This is a genomic window from Paenibacillus sp. GYB003 (assembly GCF_036577625.1).
In the GTDB taxonomy this organism is placed as follows: Bacteria; Bacillota; Bacilli; order Paenibacillales; family NBRC-103111; genus Paenibacillus_AB.
This window is the reverse complement of sequence record NZ_JARBDC010000012.1, coordinates 88,622-106,125: the sequence shown is the minus strand read 5'-3', so window position 1 is coordinate 106,125 and position 17,504 is coordinate 88,622. Positions and strand designations below refer to the sequence as shown.

The 17,504-nt window shown below is 60.1% G+C and carries 17 protein-coding genes and 2 pseudogenes; 2 read left to right on the top strand and 17 right to left on the bottom strand.

Annotation, left to right across the window (positions count from 1 at the left end; genetic code table 11):
- From PV407_RS07560 to PV407_RS07505, 12 genes and pseudogenes are all read right to left on the bottom strand, one after another.
- A pseudogene (locus tag PV407_RS07560) lies at positions 1 to 308 on the bottom strand (tRNA (guanosine(37)-N1)-methyltransferase TrmD); the annotation flags it as partial.
- Positions 308 to 832, bottom strand: coding sequence for a ribosome maturation factor RimM (rimM, locus tag PV407_RS07555; protein ID WP_332089294.1), 525 nt, complete (start codon positions 830 to 832; stop codon positions 308 to 310). The pseudogene PV407_RS07560 and the gene rimM, both read right to left, overlap by 1 nt.
- Positions 833 to 1,053: 221 nt before the next feature.
- Positions 1,054 to 1,284: a KH domain-containing protein gene (locus PV407_RS07550; RefSeq protein WP_332089293.1), complete on the bottom strand. Its 231-nt coding sequence runs from the start codon at positions 1,282 to 1,284 to the stop codon at positions 1,054 to 1,056.
- A 21-nt stretch (positions 1,285 to 1,305) separates the two neighbouring features.
- Positions 1,306 to 1,578, bottom strand: coding sequence for a 30S ribosomal protein S16 (gene rpsP, locus PV407_RS07545; RefSeq protein ID WP_332089292.1), 273 nt, complete (start codon positions 1,576 to 1,578; stop codon positions 1,306 to 1,308).
- Between the two features lie 75 nt (positions 1,579 to 1,653).
- Positions 1,654 to 3,030, bottom strand: coding sequence for a signal recognition particle protein (ffh, locus tag PV407_RS07540; protein WP_332089291.1), 1,377 nt, complete (start codon positions 3,028 to 3,030; stop codon positions 1,654 to 1,656).
- A 53-nt stretch (positions 3,031 to 3,083) separates the two neighbouring features.
- Positions 3,084 to 3,434, bottom strand: a complete 351-nt coding sequence (locus PV407_RS07535; RefSeq protein ID WP_332089290.1) for a putative DNA-binding protein — start codon at positions 3,432 to 3,434, stop codon at positions 3,084 to 3,086.
- Positions 3,435 to 3,591: 157 nt separating this feature from the next.
- Positions 3,592 to 3,921 carry a chaperone CsaA gene (gene csaA, locus PV407_RS07530; RefSeq protein ID WP_332089289.1) on the bottom strand — a complete coding sequence of 110 codons (330 nt, stop codon included), beginning with the start codon at positions 3,919 to 3,921 and terminating at the stop codon, positions 3,592 to 3,594.
- Between the two features lie 182 nt (positions 3,922 to 4,103).
- Positions 4,104 to 5,039 (bottom strand): ribokinase, encoded by a 936-nt coding sequence (gene rbsK / locus PV407_RS07525; RefSeq protein ID WP_332089288.1) that lies wholly within the window; start codon positions 5,037 to 5,039, stop codon positions 4,104 to 4,106.
- A gap of 16 nt (positions 5,040 to 5,055) precedes the next feature.
- Positions 5,056 to 6,762 (bottom strand): MutS-related protein, encoded by a 1,707-nt coding sequence (locus PV407_RS07520; RefSeq protein WP_332089287.1) that lies wholly within the window; start codon positions 6,760 to 6,762, stop codon positions 5,056 to 5,058.
- Between the two features lie 195 nt (positions 6,763 to 6,957).
- Positions 6,958 to 7,203 (bottom strand): annotated as a pseudogene (locus PV407_RS07515) (ATP-dependent Clp protease proteolytic subunit); the annotation flags it as partial.
- A gap of 65 nt (positions 7,204 to 7,268) precedes the next feature.
- Complete coding sequence (locus PV407_RS07510; protein WP_332089286.1) at positions 7,269 to 7,754, bottom strand: hypothetical protein; 486 nt, start codon at positions 7,752 to 7,754, stop codon at positions 7,269 to 7,271.
- A complete protein-coding gene (locus tag PV407_RS07505; protein ID WP_332089285.1) occupies positions 7,751 to 8,170 on the bottom strand; it encodes a MerR family transcriptional regulator in 420 nt (139 codons plus the stop codon). The genes PV407_RS07510 and PV407_RS07505 overlap by 4 nt, the downstream gene beginning before the upstream one ends.
- Positions 8,171 to 8,368: 198 nt before the next feature.
- Between PV407_RS07505 and PV407_RS07500 the strand changes: the two genes are divergently transcribed.
- Positions 8,369 to 10,072, top strand: a complete 1,704-nt coding sequence (locus PV407_RS07500; protein WP_332089284.1) for an RNA polymerase sigma factor — start codon at positions 8,369 to 8,371, stop codon at positions 10,070 to 10,072.
- Positions 10,073 to 10,097: 25 nt separating this feature from the next.
- Positions 10,098 to 10,883 (top strand): VOC family protein, encoded by a 786-nt coding sequence (locus tag PV407_RS07495; RefSeq protein ID WP_332089283.1) that lies wholly within the window; start codon positions 10,098 to 10,100, stop codon positions 10,881 to 10,883.
- A gap of 182 nt (positions 10,884 to 11,065) precedes the next feature.
- On the opposite strand, the gene ftsY is transcribed toward PV407_RS07495, so the two are convergent.
- The 5 genes from ftsY to PV407_RS07470 all read right to left on the bottom strand — a co-directional run bounded on the left by ftsY (position 11,066) and on the right by PV407_RS07470 (position 17,237).
- Entirely contained in the window at positions 11,066 to 12,058 is a 993-nt protein-coding gene (gene ftsY / locus PV407_RS07490; RefSeq protein WP_332089282.1) for a signal recognition particle-docking protein FtsY, read from the bottom strand.
- A gap of 87 nt (positions 12,059 to 12,145) precedes the next feature.
- The gene (smc, locus tag PV407_RS07485) at positions 12,146 to 15,718 is read right to left on the bottom strand and encodes a chromosome segregation protein SMC (protein ID WP_332089281.1); all 3,573 of its coding nucleotides are present in this window, start codon (positions 15,716 to 15,718) and stop codon (positions 12,146 to 12,148) included.
- Between the two features lie 164 nt (positions 15,719 to 15,882).
- Positions 15,883 to 16,215 carry a DMT family transporter gene (locus tag PV407_RS07480; RefSeq protein ID WP_332089280.1) on the bottom strand — a complete coding sequence of 111 codons (333 nt, stop codon included), beginning with the start codon at positions 16,213 to 16,215 and terminating at the stop codon, positions 15,883 to 15,885.
- Positions 16,216 to 16,221: 6 nt separating this feature from the next.
- Entirely contained in the window at positions 16,222 to 16,821 is a 600-nt protein-coding gene (locus tag PV407_RS07475; RefSeq protein ID WP_332089279.1) for a TetR/AcrR family transcriptional regulator, read from the bottom strand.
- On the bottom strand, positions 16,818 to 17,237 hold the full coding sequence (locus PV407_RS07470; protein WP_332089278.1) for a DUF5360 family protein: 420 nt from the start codon (positions 17,235 to 17,237) through the stop codon (positions 16,818 to 16,820). Before PV407_RS07470 ends, PV407_RS07475 begins: the two co-directional genes overlap by 4 nt.
- Positions 17,238 to 17,504 lie beyond the last annotated feature (267 nt).

Below are 17,504 nucleotides of genomic sequence, written 5' to 3'. Positions count from 1 at the left end.
GCGAGCTGCTCCGCCTTGCGCTGCGTAAACGTTTCGCCTTGCGGGCACATCAGAATGACTCTCGGCTTCGCATCGCTCGCTTCCGTCACATGCTCGACCGCGCCGAATATCGGCTCGGGCTTCAGCACCATGCCGCCGCCGCCGCCGAACGGATAATCGTCGACCGTATTGTGCTTGTTGTTCGCGAAGTCGCGGAAATTGACCGTGTTCAAGGCGACGATTCCTTTGTCCCGGGCTTTGCCCAAAATACTGGAGCCGAACACGCCTTCGAACATGGCGGGAAACAAAGTGAGCACGTCGATGCGCATCAGTCGATCAAACCTTCCATCAGATGAACGCGAACGAGCTTCGCCTCCACGTCCACGTCCAGCACGACGTCGTCGATAACCGGCAGCAGGACGGGCTTGCCTTTCGGGCGTTCGACGACCCAGACGTGGTTCGCGCCCGGCGCCAATATTTCGCCGATCGTGCCGAGCTCCTCGCCCTCGTCCGTCACGACGCGGCAGCCGATAATTTGGTCGTAATAATATTCGCCCTCGGCGAGCGGCTTCCGCTCTTCGTCCGTCACTTTCAGCTGCCATCCTTTATAGGGTAGCACTTCGTTTATATTATCGTACCCTTTCAGTTTGACAATATATACGTTTTTATGCAATCGGGCCCCCTCGACGACGACCGGCAGCTCCTCCGCTTCGTTGCCCGGGTTCGTCAGCAGCAGCCGGCTTCCTTTGCCGAACCGTTCCTCCGGAAAGTCCGTTTGCGATACGACCTTCAACTCGCCGCGTATGCCGTGCGTATTGACGACTTTCCCGACGTTATACCGTTTTCCGCTCATGCGTTCCTCCCTTTTCCGCTCGTTCCCGCCCGGTCCGCAATCGGCCGGCGGCGTATGATGCTTCGGCGGGAACGCTGTGGCGAAACCCGCTCCATGTATCGGCAAAAGGGCTAGGTCCGCGACCTAACCCCATTACTCTCAAACTTTGCGCCGCCGCAAGCCGCTCCGCCCAAACGGAACGGCCGCGCGCAAAGCGCAACCGGTGCGCGACGCTTCCGTCGTCAGGAGACGATTTCCACGGAAACGCGCTTGTTATGTTTCACGGCCGCCGACGTCACGACGGTGCGCAAAGCTTTGGCGATTCGCCCCTGCTTCCCGATCACCTTGCCCATATCGGACGGGTGGACGGAAAGACGGTAGACGAGCTCGTCTTTCTCCTCCGCTTCGCTCACCGCGACATCTTCCGGATGATCAACCAACGCCTTCGCGATAACGGTGATCAAATCTTTCATAGCAACCTCCAAATCAACAGATTACTTCTGTTGTCTGATTTGGTGAAACTTGGTCATGATACCGGCTTTGCTGAACAGGCTGCGAACCGTGTCGGACGCTTGCGCGCCGTTTTGAAGCCATTTCAACGCTTTGTCTTCGTCGATCGAGACGGAAGCCGGCGTCGTCAGCGGGTTGTACGTGCCGATTTCTTCGATGAAGCGGCCGTCGCGCGGAGAACGGGAATCCGATACGACCACGCGGTAAAAAGGAGCTTTATGAGCGCCCATACGTTTCAGACGAATGCGAACTGCCATTTTGTTTTCACCTCCCTTAAAAGGTACACGAACTTTCGGCGACATTATATAGAGCGGGCTTACTTCCCCGTCCGATCAGCCGAACGGGAACTTGAAGCCGCCGCCTTTGCCGAGCTTCTTCAAGTTTTTCATGCCTTTCGGACCGCCGGGCCCCATCATCGACGAAAACTGCTTCATCATTTTGCGCATATCGTCAAACTGCTTGATGAGCCGGTTCACGTCCTGAATCGTCGTGCCGCTGCCGGCCGCGATCCGTTTGCGGCGGCTCGCGTTCAGCAGCTCGGGCTTCCGCTTCTCTTCCTTCGTCATCGACTTGACGATGGCGACGACCCGTCCCATCTGCTTGTCGTCGACTTTCAAATCTTTCATGCCCTTCATCTTGCCCGCTCCGGGCAGCATGTCGAGCAGCTGGTCGATCGGTCCGAGCTTCTTCACCTGCTCCATCTGTTCGAGAAAATCTTCGAACGTGAACTCGGCGTTGCGCATTTTGCGCTCCATCTCGGCCGCTTTCTCGGCGTCGATGTTCGCCTGCGCCTTCTCGATCAGCGACAGCATGTCGCCCATGCCGAGAATCCGCGAAGCCATCCGCTCCGGATGAAACGGCTCGAGCGAATCCAGCTTCTCGCCCATCGAGGCGAATTTGATCGGGCAGCCGGTAACCGACTTGACCGATAACGCCGCGCCGCCGCGCGTGTCGCCGTCGAGCCGGGACAGCACGATGCCGGTCAGCTCGAGCTGCGCATGGAAGCTTTCGGCCACGTTCACCGCTTCCTGACCGGTCATGGCGTCGATGACGAGCAGCGTCTCGTCCGGCTTGACCGCTTCGACGATCTGCTTCAGCTCCTCCATCAGCTCGTCGTCGGTTTGCAGCCGGCCGGCCGTATCGACGATCAAATAATCGTTGCCGTTATCCTTGGCGTGCTGCAGGCCGCCCTTCGCGATATCGACCGGGCTCGTCTTGTCGCCGAGCGAAAAGACGGGCACCTTGATCTGCTCCGCGAGCACCTGCAACTGCTTGATCGCCGCCGGACGGTAAATGTCGGCCGCGACGAGCAGCGGGCGATGGTTTTGCTTTTGCAGCAGTTTCGCCAGCTTGCCCGACGCGGTCGTTTTCCCGGCGCCCTGCAGACCGACCATCAGGATGACGGTCGGCGGCTTGTTCGCCTTCGCCAGCTTGCTCTGAGTACCGCCCATGAGCGCGGCCAGCTCTTTGTTGACGATATCGATGACGACCATGCCCGGCGTGAAGCTTTTCAGCACTTCCTGGCCGATCGACTTCTCCTTCACTTTCGCGATGAATTCCTTGACGACTTTGAAGTTAACGTCGGCTTCGAGCAAGGCAAGTCGTACTTCGCGCAGCGCCTCGTTGACGTCGTCCTCGGTCAGCTTGCCTTTGCCGCGCAGCTTCGTCAGCACGTTTTGCAGCCGGCCGGTCAATCCTTCGAATGCCATATGGTTCCCCCCGCTTCTCGGTGGAGTCGTGAAAGTCAAAAATTCGTAGGTGCTCAATCTATATTGTACAAGCTTCGCACGAGCCGTTTCAATTCCTCGTGTGCCGCAAACGCCGGACCGCCGAAAATCGCTTCGATCCGCTCCGATAGCTCCCGGCGCCGCTCGTGCTTTTCCAACAGCTTCAGCTTCGTTTCGTATTCCTCGAGCGTCTGCTCGGCCCGCTTGATATGCTCGTATACGGCCTGCCGGCTGATTTCGAATTCCGCCGCTATTTCGCCGAGCGAGTAATCGTCGTGGAAATAAAGGCCGAGAAACGTTTGCTGCTTCTCCGTGAGCAACGGACCGTAAATGTCGAACAGCATGTTGATGCGGTTCGTTTTGTCCAAAGACTGTTCGCCCGTCATCCGTGCCACTCCTCCTGTAAAGGGAAAACACTTTACATCGACAACACGAATAATCATACCGTCCGGGCGGACGATTGTCAAGCGTTTCGCCTTGTCAGTCCAAACGCCCCTGCCGATGCGGCTCCCGCCCGGACCGTCCGACATCGCGGCTTGACGGTCAAGCGATCGGTGCGCCGTTCGGCACCGCCGTATCCGGGCGAAGCAGCACGACGTCCCCTTCCTCCGGGACGGCGCCGAGCACGAGCACCTCCGAGACGAAGCCGGCGATCCGTTTGGGCGGGAAGTTGACGACAGCCGCCACCTGCCGTCCGACAAGCGACTGCGGGTCGTATCTTTTCGTAATTTGGGCGCTCGTTCGCTTCGTGCCGAGCGGTCCGAAATCGATCGTCAGCTTGATCGCCGGCTTGCGCGCTCCGGGAAACGGCTCGGCGGATAGAACCGTCCCGACCCGTATATCGAGCTCCGCGAATTGATCGTAGGTTGCCATGATGCTGATCCTCCTTGCGCCGTCTTTGCCGACAGCTTGTTTGTAAGCCATCATCCGACAACGGGCGTCGGCTTGTCAACGTACACTTCGTTTACAATCGTTTTATGTCCGGGGCAACGACGAAAAGCCCGCCGCGCAATTGCCGTCGGCAGGCTCTCCCCGTCCGCAATCGCCTAAGCCGGTTACGGACGCGTTTTCGCCTCGAAACGCTCGACTTCTTCGCGGGCCGGTAGCGACGACTGCGCTCCGAACCGGGTGACCGTCAAAGCGCCCACCTTCGAGCCGAAGCGGACCGCCTCGTCCAAATCGGCTCCTTCGCCCCAACGCACGGCCACGCCGGCATTGAACGAGTCTCCCGCCGCCGTCGTGTCGACAACGTCGACCCGGTAAGCCGGATACGAGGCGCGCTCGCCGAAGATCGCCGTCCGAACTCCGTTTTCCCCGGCCGTCACGAGCAGCGACGCGTCCGGAGCGAGCCGCCGCAGCGCGTCGATCCGCTCCTCCAGGCTGCCGGCGCCTTCTACCGTTCCGGTCGCCAGTATCGCCGCTTCCGTCTCGTTCGGCGTCATGACGTCCGCCAGCCGGATCAGCTCCGGCGGCAGCTTGCGGGCGGGCGCCGGATTCAAAATGGCGCGAACGCCGTGCTCGCGGGCGATGCGCAGTGCCGCCTCCACGGCCGGAAGCGGGATTTCCAGCTGCACGAGCAGCACGTCGGCGCCGCGTATGGCCGCTTCGGCCTCCCGGACGTGTTCCGGCGTGACGAGCGCGTTCGCGCCGGGTACGACGACGATGCTGTTTTCGCCGCCTTCCTGCACCTGGATGAGCGCCACTCCGGTCGTCGCACCCGGTTCGATCTTCACGAACGAAGCGTCGATCCGCTCGCTCCGCAGCTGGCCGATCAGCTTCTCGCCGAACAGATCGTCCCCGACGCAGCCGATCATGCTTACGTCCGCGTTCAGCCGGGCCGCCGCCACCGCTTGGTTGGCCCCTTTGCCGCCTGGAATCATGGCGAACGTTTCGCCCATGATCGTTTCTCCCGGCACCGGAAATTTGTCCGCCGTAACGACGAGGTCCATATTGATGCTGCCTACTACGGCAATTTTCGCTCTTCGTTCCATTCCCCTTCGTCTCCCCCTAAACGTCGGACCGTTGCCGTATGACGTTCCGCAGCTTCAACGTATCGATGATTTGCTCGAAGCTGATGCCGTGCAGCCGCGCGATATCTTTCGCGTAGCTGACCTCGTTCGGCGGTCCCGGCTTGATTTTGTACGTGCGCTTGGCGGCGGACGAGGCCGCGATTTCTTCCGCCGTTTCCCGCTCGACGCCCGCCACCATGCTGATCAGCAAGCTGTCGCCGGGCACCTCCGCATTGACGGCGTCCGCGCCGGCGGCCAGCTCGAGCAAATGCGTCGCGTATACCGCCCGGCATCCGAGCACGCGCATCCCTTTCACGACGTCCTTGGCCAAATGCAAGCTGTCCCTCGAGCTCGTGCTGGAAAGCGACTCGTTCAGCAAAATGAGACTGTGCCGCGTCGCCCCGGCGAAAATTTCGGCGAGACGCCGCGACTCCTCCGCCAATCGGCCGCTCAAAATGTTCGGCTTCTCCTCCTCGCTGAAATGGGCGAAAAGCCCGTCTACCGGACTGATGCGGGCGTCCGTTCCGGGAACGAACACGCCGGCCTGGAACAACACTTGGCAGATGCCGACGGCGCGGGTGTACGTCGTTTTGCCGCCCTGGTTCGGACCGGTCAAAATAAAGATGCGGCCGCGATCCCCGAAATCGGCGTCGCTCGGGACGATCGTGTTGCTCAAATCGATGCCCGGATGACGTCTCGTAAGCCCTATGGCAAGCATGATATCGTACATGTTGCCGATTCGGCATATCCGATCCTCCGCCGGAGCGATTTCCGGCTTGCATACGGGCATCCCGACCGAAGCGAGCAGCGCCGCGAACTTGACCGCGCCGACGTAAAACCCGATTTCCGGCTCGAGGCCGGTAATCGCCGGCACGTTGACGTCGATGTAACGCTTGATCGCGTGGCCGATCGGCTGCAGCGCGTCGGTAAAAATAGCGTCCAAGCTTTGCAGCAGCGCCGTATCGAGCGCCGGATGGCTCAGTTTCCCGATCGGCTGGAACGGGGAAACGCCGTCGTACGGCTCGTCGACCGTTTTCATCCCGAGCAAGCTTGTCAGGACGGACCGCTTCTTGTTTTTGAAAGGCTTCGACTCCATCGACAAAATGATCGCTTCCGCCGGCTTCAGCTCGTGATCGAGGTTGACGCCCAGCGTGATGCTGGACATATTTTGCAGCTTTTGCCGATAGTCCGGCACCGATGCCGCAAGCGAGCGGAACGTTTCGTCTTCGGTCAAACGATCGACGCTCTCGAACAGCCGGCGCAGCCCGTTCGAGCGGACCATCCCTCCGAATCGTTCTGATACCGCTTTCAAGCCCGATACGCAGCGCACGTACCCTTCGAGCGCTTCCAGCTGCCAGGCGATTTTGCGCAGCGGCTCGGCGCCGGATAGCGTCTTCGACTCGTGCAGCACGTCGAGCTTGTGCAGCAACGGCAGCAGCTTCTCGCATTCGTCAGCCAGCTCGGGAAGCCGCGAGAAGTCTTCCATAATATCGAGCCGGTAACGAATGACGGACGGATCGTCGCACAAGTTCAGCAGCCATTTTTTGATCGTCTCGAAATATTTTTGATTGATGCACAGCTCCTGCACGATCCGCTCGATTCCGAGATCGCCGGCGCATTGCTCCGTGAGCCGCACGGCATGCTTATACCGTTCCATGGACGACGTCGTCGGCCAAATCAGGCTTACCGTATCGCGCATTTCCATCCGGCACCGACCTCCGCTTCCTTATTGTCCGGCTTGAACCAGCCTTCCCTCTTATCACACCATAATGTTGCCGCGAGAGCAACCGTTTTTGCCGGAAACGCTCCCGCTTTCCCAAGCAAAAAAACGGTCGGAGGCTCATCCCCGAGCCCCCGATCGTCCGGACTTGATGTCGTCGATCATTCCGTATGTCTTCGCCTCCTGCGCGTCATAGATCGCCAGCCCCGCCGTTATCGAGCCTCCGGGACTATGAATATACAGCAGAATGTCGCGTTCGCGGTCGTCGCTTTCCAGGTACAGCAGTTGGGAAATGACGGAATTGGCCGTTTCGTCCGTTATGTCGCCGGTCACGAAAACGATCCGGTCCTGCAGCAGACGCGAATAAATGTCGTATGCGCGTTCCCCGCGGCTCGTTTGCTCCACGACGTATGGAATCAACCGCATGGCCGGCTCCCGCCTTTCCGCGTTCCGTAATCGATCCGATACTTCTTCTCCAGATCGGAAAGCCGCTACGGATCGATCGTGATGACGGTAGGCGGCATCAGACGTTCCGGCCGGTCGTTCCGTTCCGGTTCCCGATCGGGCTGAAGCGACTTGACGTACCGCAATACTTCGGGATCGACTTCCGCGTCGCCCATCTCTTCCTCGGGAAGCAGGGTAATCGAAACGGTTTGCCGGACGGCCGCGGGAGATCGCTCGCCGCCATCGGCGATCCGTTCGACGACGATCGTTTTGGCCCCGGTGCCGGCAGGCTCGGATGTGTACAGCTCGACGACGACGTCCAGAACGTCCGAGTCCGATACGTTTTCGATCAAAATGTCGCCGGCAGCCGTTTCTTCGAATCCGTTCGCGTTCCGGTGCCGATGCAGCCCTTCCGGCAGCAGCACCCGAAGCCGTACGAGCTTCGCCGCCGCGCCCGGCATGAGCCGAATCCATAAATGATTCAAGCCTTCCTCGTGTTCCATGACGGCTTTGGCCAGTTTGCACACGATCATCCGTTACGCTCCTCCTCGATCATTCGCGCGACCGTTTCGATCATTTTCGAGCGAAGCTCGGCCGATACGCGCGGACTTACCGAAATGATCACGTCGTCGTTAATGGCGTACGTTTCGTTGTCGAGCATCTGCTTCGATCGGTACAAACGCAAGCTTTCGCCGATTCGCGCCACTTCCTCGTACGGGAGCGACCGCAGCTTTTGCTGAATGAAGGCAAGCGTCTCCCCGCCTCGCGAAAGCGTAAGCGCCGCCCGGATATAATCGACATGCTTCTGCGTATACACCCTTTTATTGCCGACCGGCTCGAGCGGCGGAACGATGCCGATCTGCGTATAATAGCGGACCGTTCGCAAATTGATGCCCGGATCGTCTTCCCGAATCATTTCGGTTACTTGTTTGGCCGTATAAACGTTCAAAATCGCTCACCTCTTTACATCACACTGTCCCATTTACAGTACATTGTCACCTTTACGGTATACTGTAACAACGGAACAAAATCAACCGCCGACCGTCCCGCCGAAAACGCTCTTCCCGCGCCTTCATTTTTTTTGTACGATTTGGTTAGAAAACAAGGCGAATCGGATCTATATAGTAGGCGCGAAAGGAGGGATGGCATGGAACGGGAAAACTGCGGGCGAATGCCCGTCCGAGCCGATACGGATGCCGCGCTGGTGGCGATGGCCCGCGTCGGCGATTCCGACGCCTTCGACGAGCTGGCCAAACGGCACCGCGACAGCATGTACGGTTGGGCGTTCGCCGTAGTGCGCGATCCGCATCTCGCCGAAGACGTGGTGCAGGAAGCGATCATGAAATCGTTTTTACAGCTCGGCGCTTTGGTCGATATGAGCCGTTTTTTGCCGTGGCTGCGAACGATCGTTCGCCATGAAGCGTATCGCAGCGTTCGCAAGCACGGCCGGCTCGGCAAGGAGCGGCCGTTGTCCGGCTTCGATCGGAGCGTATGGCCGCTTGACGCCGACTCGGCGTGGCCGGCGATGACGCCGTCCGCCGTTTCCGCCTCCGGGCATAACGATCCGTGCGAACTGCTGCTTCGCCGCGAGACGCTGGAGACGATCGAAGCGATGTGCCGGCGGCTGAAGCCGGCCGAACGGCGCATTTTCGAGGCGCATATTTGCCGGGAGCTGTCTGCCCGGGAAATTTCCGAGCGGCTGCAGGTCAGCACGGCGAGCGTCTACATGTCGCTCTCCCGTTCCCGCAAAAAGCTTCGCGCCGGGCTCGCTCCGGCGGGCGGAAAGGAGATCGCGATGACGCCGAAACGAAAAACCGTTTTGCCGAAGCCGGGGATGCTGTATTCCCGAACCGGACTTTACAACGAATCGATCCGAAACTGCATGTACTACGCATTGCCGTACATCGGCAAAGGGCACCTTCCGTACGACGAGGCGATGGCGTTGACCGGTCATGCGTTTCAAATCAACATCGAGCGGCGTACGATCAACCTGAGCGGCGTGTACATGTACGCCGGGACGACGATGTTCCCGAACAGTATGCTGAATTTGGGCCACCACAGCTCCGTCATCGACAAATTCGGCTACGAGCGCATGCCGGACGGGCCGGTAAAAGACGAGCTGTACCGCATGCTGCTGGACATGATCCGCCAATCGATCGACCGCGGCGTTCCGGCCGTTTTCGGCAGCGTCGAAAACAAGCAATTCGCCCTGTATTACGGATACGACGACGAACGCGAATTGTTTTATGCGGTCGATACGCTCGCGGAGATGGAAGTGCCGTACGAAACGTACCGGAATCGGCATTTGTACGGCTTCGTGATCGAAGAAGCGGTTCGGCAGGACGACGACGAGCCGTTTCGCCGCATGCTCGCGATGGCGGTCAAGCACGGCCGGGGGGCGGAGGCGACCTTTACCGGTATCGTAAACGGTCTCCCCGCGTACGATGCCTGGATCGAGGCTTTCGAAAGGCGGACCGTCGACGCCGCGGGCAATGCGGCCAGCCTGCGAAACGTCGGGGATATGCGCGGTTACGCCACTTCGTTTCTAAGCAGGAAAGCGGGCGAATCGGAATTCGACGCGTCCGCGAACCGAAAGACGGCATTGCGGGAGGCTGCGGCATGTTACCGGACCGTCGCCGCTTGCTTTCGGCGGCTGCAGGCTTTGTTCCCTTATCCCGGCGGCGGCAGTCCGCACGATCCGGACGCCGCGAGCTCGGCGATTTCGCTCCTGAGCCGGGCGCGCGAATCGGAAGCCGCCGGTTTGCACGCATTGGAGCGACTGCTGCAGGAAATGAACGGCGCCAGGGAGTCTCCGCTGCTGCTCGAGCCCGTGCCGTTCTGGGTGCTGTAAGGAGAAAAAAGGGGGGGGAACGTACATGACGATTTCGTCCGATTACCGGCTGGATTGCGTATGGATCCGCTCGCGCCGGCTCAAGCCCGCGATCCGGTTTTACAGCGCTTTGTTGGGGCAGCCTGTCGTCCAAGAATTGTACAACGGCGAAATTTACGTTTTTCGGATGTCCGGCGGCCGCAAATTGCTGCTGGACGACATTCGCGCCGCCGACATCCGGGAGCCGAACGCGCGTCCCGTCGCCGTTCTGACCGTTCCGGAGCTGTCGGCCGCGCACGAGCGTGCGCAGCGGCTCGGCTTCGCCGCATTGTCCCCGATCGAGAACGGGACCGGCTGCTTGTACTTTATTTGCCGCGATGCGGACCGAAACGCGTTCGCCGTAGCCGACCGTCCGTTTCCTTATCCCGGAACGGACGGGATGGCGCGCGGCAGCCCGATCGGAAGCGAAGTCGGCGGAATCACGATTCCGGTGTCGGATCCGGACGTTTCGCGAGCCCTGTACGAGGAATGGCTCGGCATTGCGGCTCGGGCCGAACGCCGAACGCCGGCAGACGGCGGCTTCGGCTTTCGGTTTCGGGACGGTACGCCGGTCGCGCTCGCGGCCCGGAACGGAGATGGTGAGCCGCACGTTCCCGCACTGCGGCTGCAGGCGTTCGATCTTCCGGCGGCTTACCGCCACCTGAAAGCGATGCAGGCGGAAGTATCGACCGGTCTCGAGGATGCCGAACGCGGACGGCCGATCCTTTTCCGCGACTGCGACGGTCGCCTGCTCGCGGTGGATCCGACCGGGCCGTTTACGGGCGAAATGTAACATAAAAGACGTTCGGAGTTGCTATTTCAAGCCAATCGACCAAAATGCCGTCGACCGGCCGAAAATAAAAGCTCCGAACGTCTTTTCATTGCAAATCTGCGCAGCGCCGGTGCACATGGCGGACCCGAACGTCCGCCATTTCCCGCGCCCGCCTCCCGGCTGCCTTTTCCCTTTCGCCGGCTTTACGCCTCCGCCGCCTCCGCCTTCTGGATAAGACCGGCGAACAACGCGTGAACGAACTGCTCGGAATCAAAATCTTCGAGGTCGTCGATCGATTCGCCGAGCCCGACGAGCTTGACCGGGATGTTCAGCTCGTTGCGGATGGCGATGACGATCCCGCCCTTGGCCGTGCTGTCCAGCTTGGACAGAACGAGCCCGGTGACGCCGGTTTTTTCGCCGAACAGCTTCGCCTGCGTCAGCGCGTTCTGCCCCGTCGTCGCGTCGATGACCAAGAGCGTCTCGTGCGGCGCGTCGGGAATTTCGCGGCGAATGACGCGGTAAATTTTGTTCAGCTCTTCCATCAAATTCGTCTTGTTTTGCAGCCGTCCCGCCGTATCGCACAGCAGCACGTCGACGCCGCGCACTTTCGCCGCCTGGATCGCGTCGAACATGACCGCGGCCGGATCGGAGCCCTCCGAATGCTTGACGACGTCGACGCCGGCGCGCTGTCCCCACACCTCGAGCTGGTCGATCGCCGCGGCGCGGAACGTGTCGCCGGCCGCCAGCAGCACTTTTTTCCCCTGCGACTTGAAACGGTGGGCGAGCTTGCCGATCGACGTCGTCTTGCCGACGCCGTTGACGCCGACGAACAAAAAGACGGTCAAGCCGTTCTCGTTCATGCGCAGCTCGTTGTCTTCCTCGCCCTGCATCATGCCGACCAGCTTTTCGGACAAAATCGGCTGCAGATCGGCCGGGTTTTCGATTTTCCGCTTGCGCACCTCGGCGCGCAGCTGCTCGATCAGCTCCATGACGGTATTCACGCCGACGTCCGCGCCGATCAAAATTTCTTCCAGCTCCTCGTAAAAGTCTTCGTCGATTTTTTTGCGGCGGAGGATCAAGTCCTCGACCTTCTCGACGAAGGCGGAGCGCGTTTTGCTAAGCCCTTCCTTGAATTTGTTCGTTACCGACTCCGCCTTGGCGGAAATGCTTTCGCGCAGTTTTTTGAAAAAGCTCATCGTTCGCACCGTCCGTCAAATAGTTTCGTTCACATTCCGCGAGCTTCCGCGGGAGCCGGCTGCCCGGCTTCGTCCGCCTCGCGCGGGTTACGCCGTCAGCGGGTTCTCGTCGTCCAGGCGGACCGAAACAAGCTTCGAAACGCCGCCTTCCTCCATCGTAACGCCGTACAGCACGTCGGCCGACTCCATCGTGCCTTTCCGGTGCGTGACGACGATAAATTGCGTTTGCCCGGAAAATTCGCGCAAATATTCCGCGAACCGGGTCACGTTCGCTTCGTCCAGCGCCGCTTCGACCTCGTCGAGCACGCAGAACGGCACCGGCTTGATGTGCAAAATCGCGAACAGCAGCGCCATCGCCGTCAAGGCGCGCTCGCCGCCGCTGAGCAGCTGCAGGTTTTGCAGCTTTTTGCCCGGCGGCTGGGCGACGATTTCGACCCCCGTATCGAGCAGCTTGTCCGGCTCGGACAAGATCAGATCGGCCCGTCCCCCGCCGAACAGCTTCGCGAACACGTGGACGAACTGCGAGCGGATCGCGTCGAACGTCGTTTTGAACCGTTTCGACATTTCGTCGTCCATTTCCTTAATCACGTGATACAGCGCCGTTTTCGCTTCGACGAGATCGTTTTTTTGCTCGCTCAAAAACCGGAACCGCTCGCCGACCCGCTCGTACTCCTCGATCGCCCCCAGGTTGACGTCGCCGAGCGCGGCGATTTGCCGCTTCAGCTCCTTCACCTCGTTCTGGGCGGCCGGCACGTCTTCGGGAACCAGGTATCGCTGCTTCGCCAGCTCGTAGCTGAGCTCGTATTCCTCGGCCAGCTTCTTGAGCAAATTTTCCAGCTCCACGTCGAGCCGGTTGACGCGCACCTCCGTTTGCCGGAGCTGGTCTTGGGCGACCTTCAGCTGCGTCCGCTGCTCCTTCGTCAAGCTTTCGCCTTCCTCCAGCTTCTGCACCCATTTCGCCCGCTCCGCCCGCTTGAATTCCATCTGCTCGGACGCTTCGAGCTTTTTCAGGCGCAAACGGTTCAGCGTCTCGATTTGCCCTACCGTCTCCGCGTCGTTCGCCTCGATATCGGCGATCATTTGCGCGAGCAGCCGCTTGTTGTCGCCAAGCTCCCGCCGCGCCGCGGCGAGATCGCCGTCGAACCGGCGCAGCTGCTCCTCGAGCGACTGCTTCTCCTGGGTGACCGAGGCGGTTTTCACCTTCAGCGACGTCAACTGCTCCTGCAGCTCTTCCTTCGCCGATTCCTTCGCCTTCCGCTTCAGCTCGGCGTCGCGGATCGCTTGCGTCAGCTCCGCCTCTTCCTGCTTATGCTTCTCCAGCGCTTCCTCGGCGGCTTTCTTCTTCGCGGCATAGTCGTCCCGCTCTTTGGCGAGCGCTTCGCGGTCCTGCGAATAAAGCGCCGTCTGCTCCTCGGCGTTTTTTCCTTCGCTGTCGAGCTGGCTCAGCTGCGAACGGAGCTGCTGCTCCTCGATGCGCTGCTGCTCGCCGAGCTGGCGCAGCTCGTCCAGCGTGCGGCCGCCTTCCGCGAGCTCGCGCTTCAGCCGCTCCAGCTTGCCGCGAAGCTCGCCGAGCTGCGCTTCCGACGAACGGATTTCTTTGTCCATCTCCTCGATTTGGCGTTTGCGGCCGAGCAGGCTGGACGTTTTTTTCTGCAGGCTGCCGCCGGACATCGAGCCGCCGGGATTGACGACGTCGCCCTCCAGCGTGACGACCCGGTACCGGTATTGGCATTTGGCGGCGATCCGGTTCGCGTCCTCCAGCGTCGCGGCGACGATGACGTTGCCGAGCAGGCTGGCGACGATGTTCTCGTATTTGCTCTCGAACTGCACGAGATGGACGGCGATGCCGACGAACCCGCCCTGATCGGAAACGGCCTTTCGCTCGTGTTCCGGAATCGAGCGGCCGCGAATGACGTCCAGCGGCAAAAAAGTCGCCCGCCCGGCCTGTCTCCGCTTCAAAAAGGCGATCGCCTCGCGCCCGGACGCCTCGTTTTCGACGACGATGTTTTGCAGCGCCCCGCCAAGCGCCGTTTCGATCGCGATTTCGACGTCGGCGGGGACTTTGACGAGCTCGGCGACCGCGCCGTGAATCCCTTTCAAGCCGTCCTGCCGGTTTTTCGCCTTAAGCACTTCTTTGACGCCGAGCGCGAAGCCGTCGTAATCGTTCTGCATTTCGTTCATCGTGTCGCGGCGGGAAACGAGCGCCTCCAGCTTCTGCTCCCATTTGCGCACCATGTCCTGCGCCTGGCCGAACAGCTCCTGCTTCGCCTTCATCTCCTGCCCGAGCGCCGCGTAACGGTCGCGGCACTGCTGCAGCTCCTCCGCCAGCTTCGCCGCCCGTTCGCCGAGCTCTTGGCGCTTGCGCCCGATCTGCTCGTGCTGGCCGGACCATTTCGCGTATTCGTCGTCAAGCCGTTCCATGCGGCGGGAAATCGACTCGATATGCTGCTCCGCGTAGCGGACTTCGTTGCGCGCGCCGGCGATCCGGTTCATCGTTTCCAGCAGCTCGGCCTTCAAATGCTCCTCCTCCGCGCTGCTGACGCCTCCGGCCACGCCGAGCAGCCGTTCCTCCTCGGCCGTCAGCTTCGCGGTCAGCTCCGTCACCTCGCGGGCGAGCGCCGCGTATTTGTCGCGGTAGGCGGCCGTCTCCGTCTCTTTCTCGGCGATGCGGCGCTGCTGCTGCTCGATCGATTGCTCCAGCTGGCCGCGGCCCGCGAGCAAATTTTTGCCGCGCTCCTTCAGCACCTCGCCGTGCCCTTCCGCCTTTTCGAACTCCTCGCTCAGCCGCAGCACCGTCTCGTGCAGCTTGTCGATTTCTTCCTCAAGCCGGCGCGATTCCATGCGCTCCTTCTCGAGCAGCGCGTCGTGCTTGCTGACGATCGCCGACAGCTCCAGCTCTTCCTTTTGCAGCGCCGCGAGCTTGTCGCTCGCCTCTTTCCACGAATGGTGAATTTGCTCGATCTGGTACACGTATACCGAAATTTCGCTCGATTTCAGCCGTTCCTTCAGCTGCTTGAACTTGACCGCCTTTTCCGACTGGTCGCGCAGCGGCTCGATCTGATCCTCCAGCTCGGAGACGAGATCGTGGATGCGCAGCAAATTTTGCTCCGTCTCCGCCAGCTTCTTCTCCGCTTCCCTTTTGCGCGACTTGAATTTGACGATGCCCGACGCTTCCTCGAAAATGCCGCGCCGGTCTTCCGATTTCGTGCTCAATATTTCTTCGATGCGGCCTTGGCCGATGATCGAGTACGCTTCTTTTCCGATGCCGGTATCCATGAACAGCTCGGTGATGTCTTTCAGCCGGCACGCTTGCTTGTTTATAAAATATTCGCTTTCCCCGCTCCGATGAATGCGGCGCGTCACCGTCACTTCGCCGAAATCGAGCGGAAGCGATTCGTCCGAATTGTCCAGCGTCAGCGACACTTCCCCGTAATTGACCGCTTTGCGGGAATCGCTGCCGGCAAAAATAATGTCTTCCATTTTGCCCCCGCGCAGCGAACGGGCGCTCTGCTCGCCGAGCACCCAGCGGATCGAATCGGAGATGTTGCTTTTGCCGCTTCCGTTCGGTCCGACGACGGCCGTAATGCCCTGAACGAACTCCAGCTCCGTCTTGTCGGCGAACGATTTGAATCCGGCCAATTCCAAACGTTTCAAAAACATGGCTTCACCCCAGGCATCCTATGTACAAGCAAAGCTTACAGCTTATTGTAGCATATATGCGCCTGCAGCGCGACGCCGCCCCATTCCTCTTGCCGGCGTCGAACGCGGGAGCAATGCGCGCACCGCGCGCCGGCGGGCGGACTCGAACGCCGGCGGCCGCTCCGTCAGTGAGCCGCGCCCTTCAGGTTAAGGACGACGACCCCGGCGATAATGAGCACGATGCCGGTCACCGTCAGCCAGCTGGCCGTTTCTTTCCAGACGACGACCCCGACGATGGCGGTAATCGCCGTGCCGACCCCGGACCAAATGGCGTAAGCGACGCCCAATTTCAGCTGCTGCAGCGACAGCGACAGCGACAGCGAATAAAACGCGATGCCGAAGCCGATTATCGTGGCGATGCTCGGATACAGCTGGGTGAAGCTTTTGGACGCTTTCAGCATCGAGGTGGCGAAAATTTCGCTTACAATGGCGACCGCCAAAAACAAATACCCTTTCAAGCTTTCTCATCCTTTCTGCGAATCGTCGCTGCGTCCCGCTGCCGGCTCCGGGACATTTCGCCCGATGCCGTTCAGCAAAAGATCGACCATCCGCTCGAGCGCCTCCTCGAGCGACAAGCGGCGGCCCTCCTCCAGGCCGCGGTCCATGATTTGGTACAAGGCGCCCACATACATGCGGATAAACAGCCGGAAATCGAAATCGCGGATGACGCCGGAACGTATTCCCTCCTCCGCGATCGAGCGGATGGTGTCCCATCCTTCATTCATATAATCGTCGACGAGCCGCCACTGCTTCGGATATAGCTTCTGCAGCTCGCGGAGCACCCGGATATCGCTGAAAGCGACCCCGCCCGGCAAAATGACGAGCGCGCGCCGCATTTTTTCCAACGTCCCGACCGGGGCGTCGTCCAGCAGCTCCGCTTCCGACGCCTTCATTTCCCGAATCGACCGCTCCACGATTGCCGAAACGATCTCTTCTTTCGAAGCAAAATGCTGATAAACCGTCTTGGTGCTGATCCCTAACCGGTCCGCGATATCCCGGATGGAAAACTTCAATCCGCGGGCGCGAATTTCTTCGGCGACGGCCGTCATTATTCTCTCTTTCACGATCGCCCCTCCCTACGCGGTTGCGTCCTCGCCAGTCCTCTAACCATGCCGGGCAAATAGAAGAGCGGGTACAAAAGCAAAAACAAGTTCGGCGCCCACCACATCCAGTCGAAATCGCCCCGAATCGCCCAGAACGCGATCGCCTGCAGTCCGGAGCAGGACGTGAGAGCAAGCGAAACGATGCACAGCGATGCGCCCGCCGCTTTGTTCGTTTTGTAAACATGCATGCTCAGCAAGCCGGTAATCGAGACGGCCAGATCGAGAGGAAGGAACGATAAATTCCAGGCTACGAGCAGCTCGTCGGAATAGTCTTGGTACATGTACTCCTTTGGCAGCAGCCCGAGCATCGTAACGGTCCAATAGACGAGAAAACCGATGTCGGTCATCCACATGAGCGCTTTTAACGACTTGCTCATAGGTTCCCCCTTCCAATGCAGCGTAGGTGCTTGTCGGCGTTCGGAAAACACGGAAAACATTATGTGTTTTTTGTTTTCCATCGTACTAGGATGAGGCCTTTGTGTCAACCTTGCGCTCAGCTGAAAGCAAACGCTGAATTTTATAACGATAAGAAAAGCTTCTGATCGAAGCCTTTCGATGACGTACATCCGTGTTTTAGCCTTTAACGATAAGAAACACGTCCATCGACGTATTTTGAGGATGAGCGAAACAGTCGGCTTCCGAAA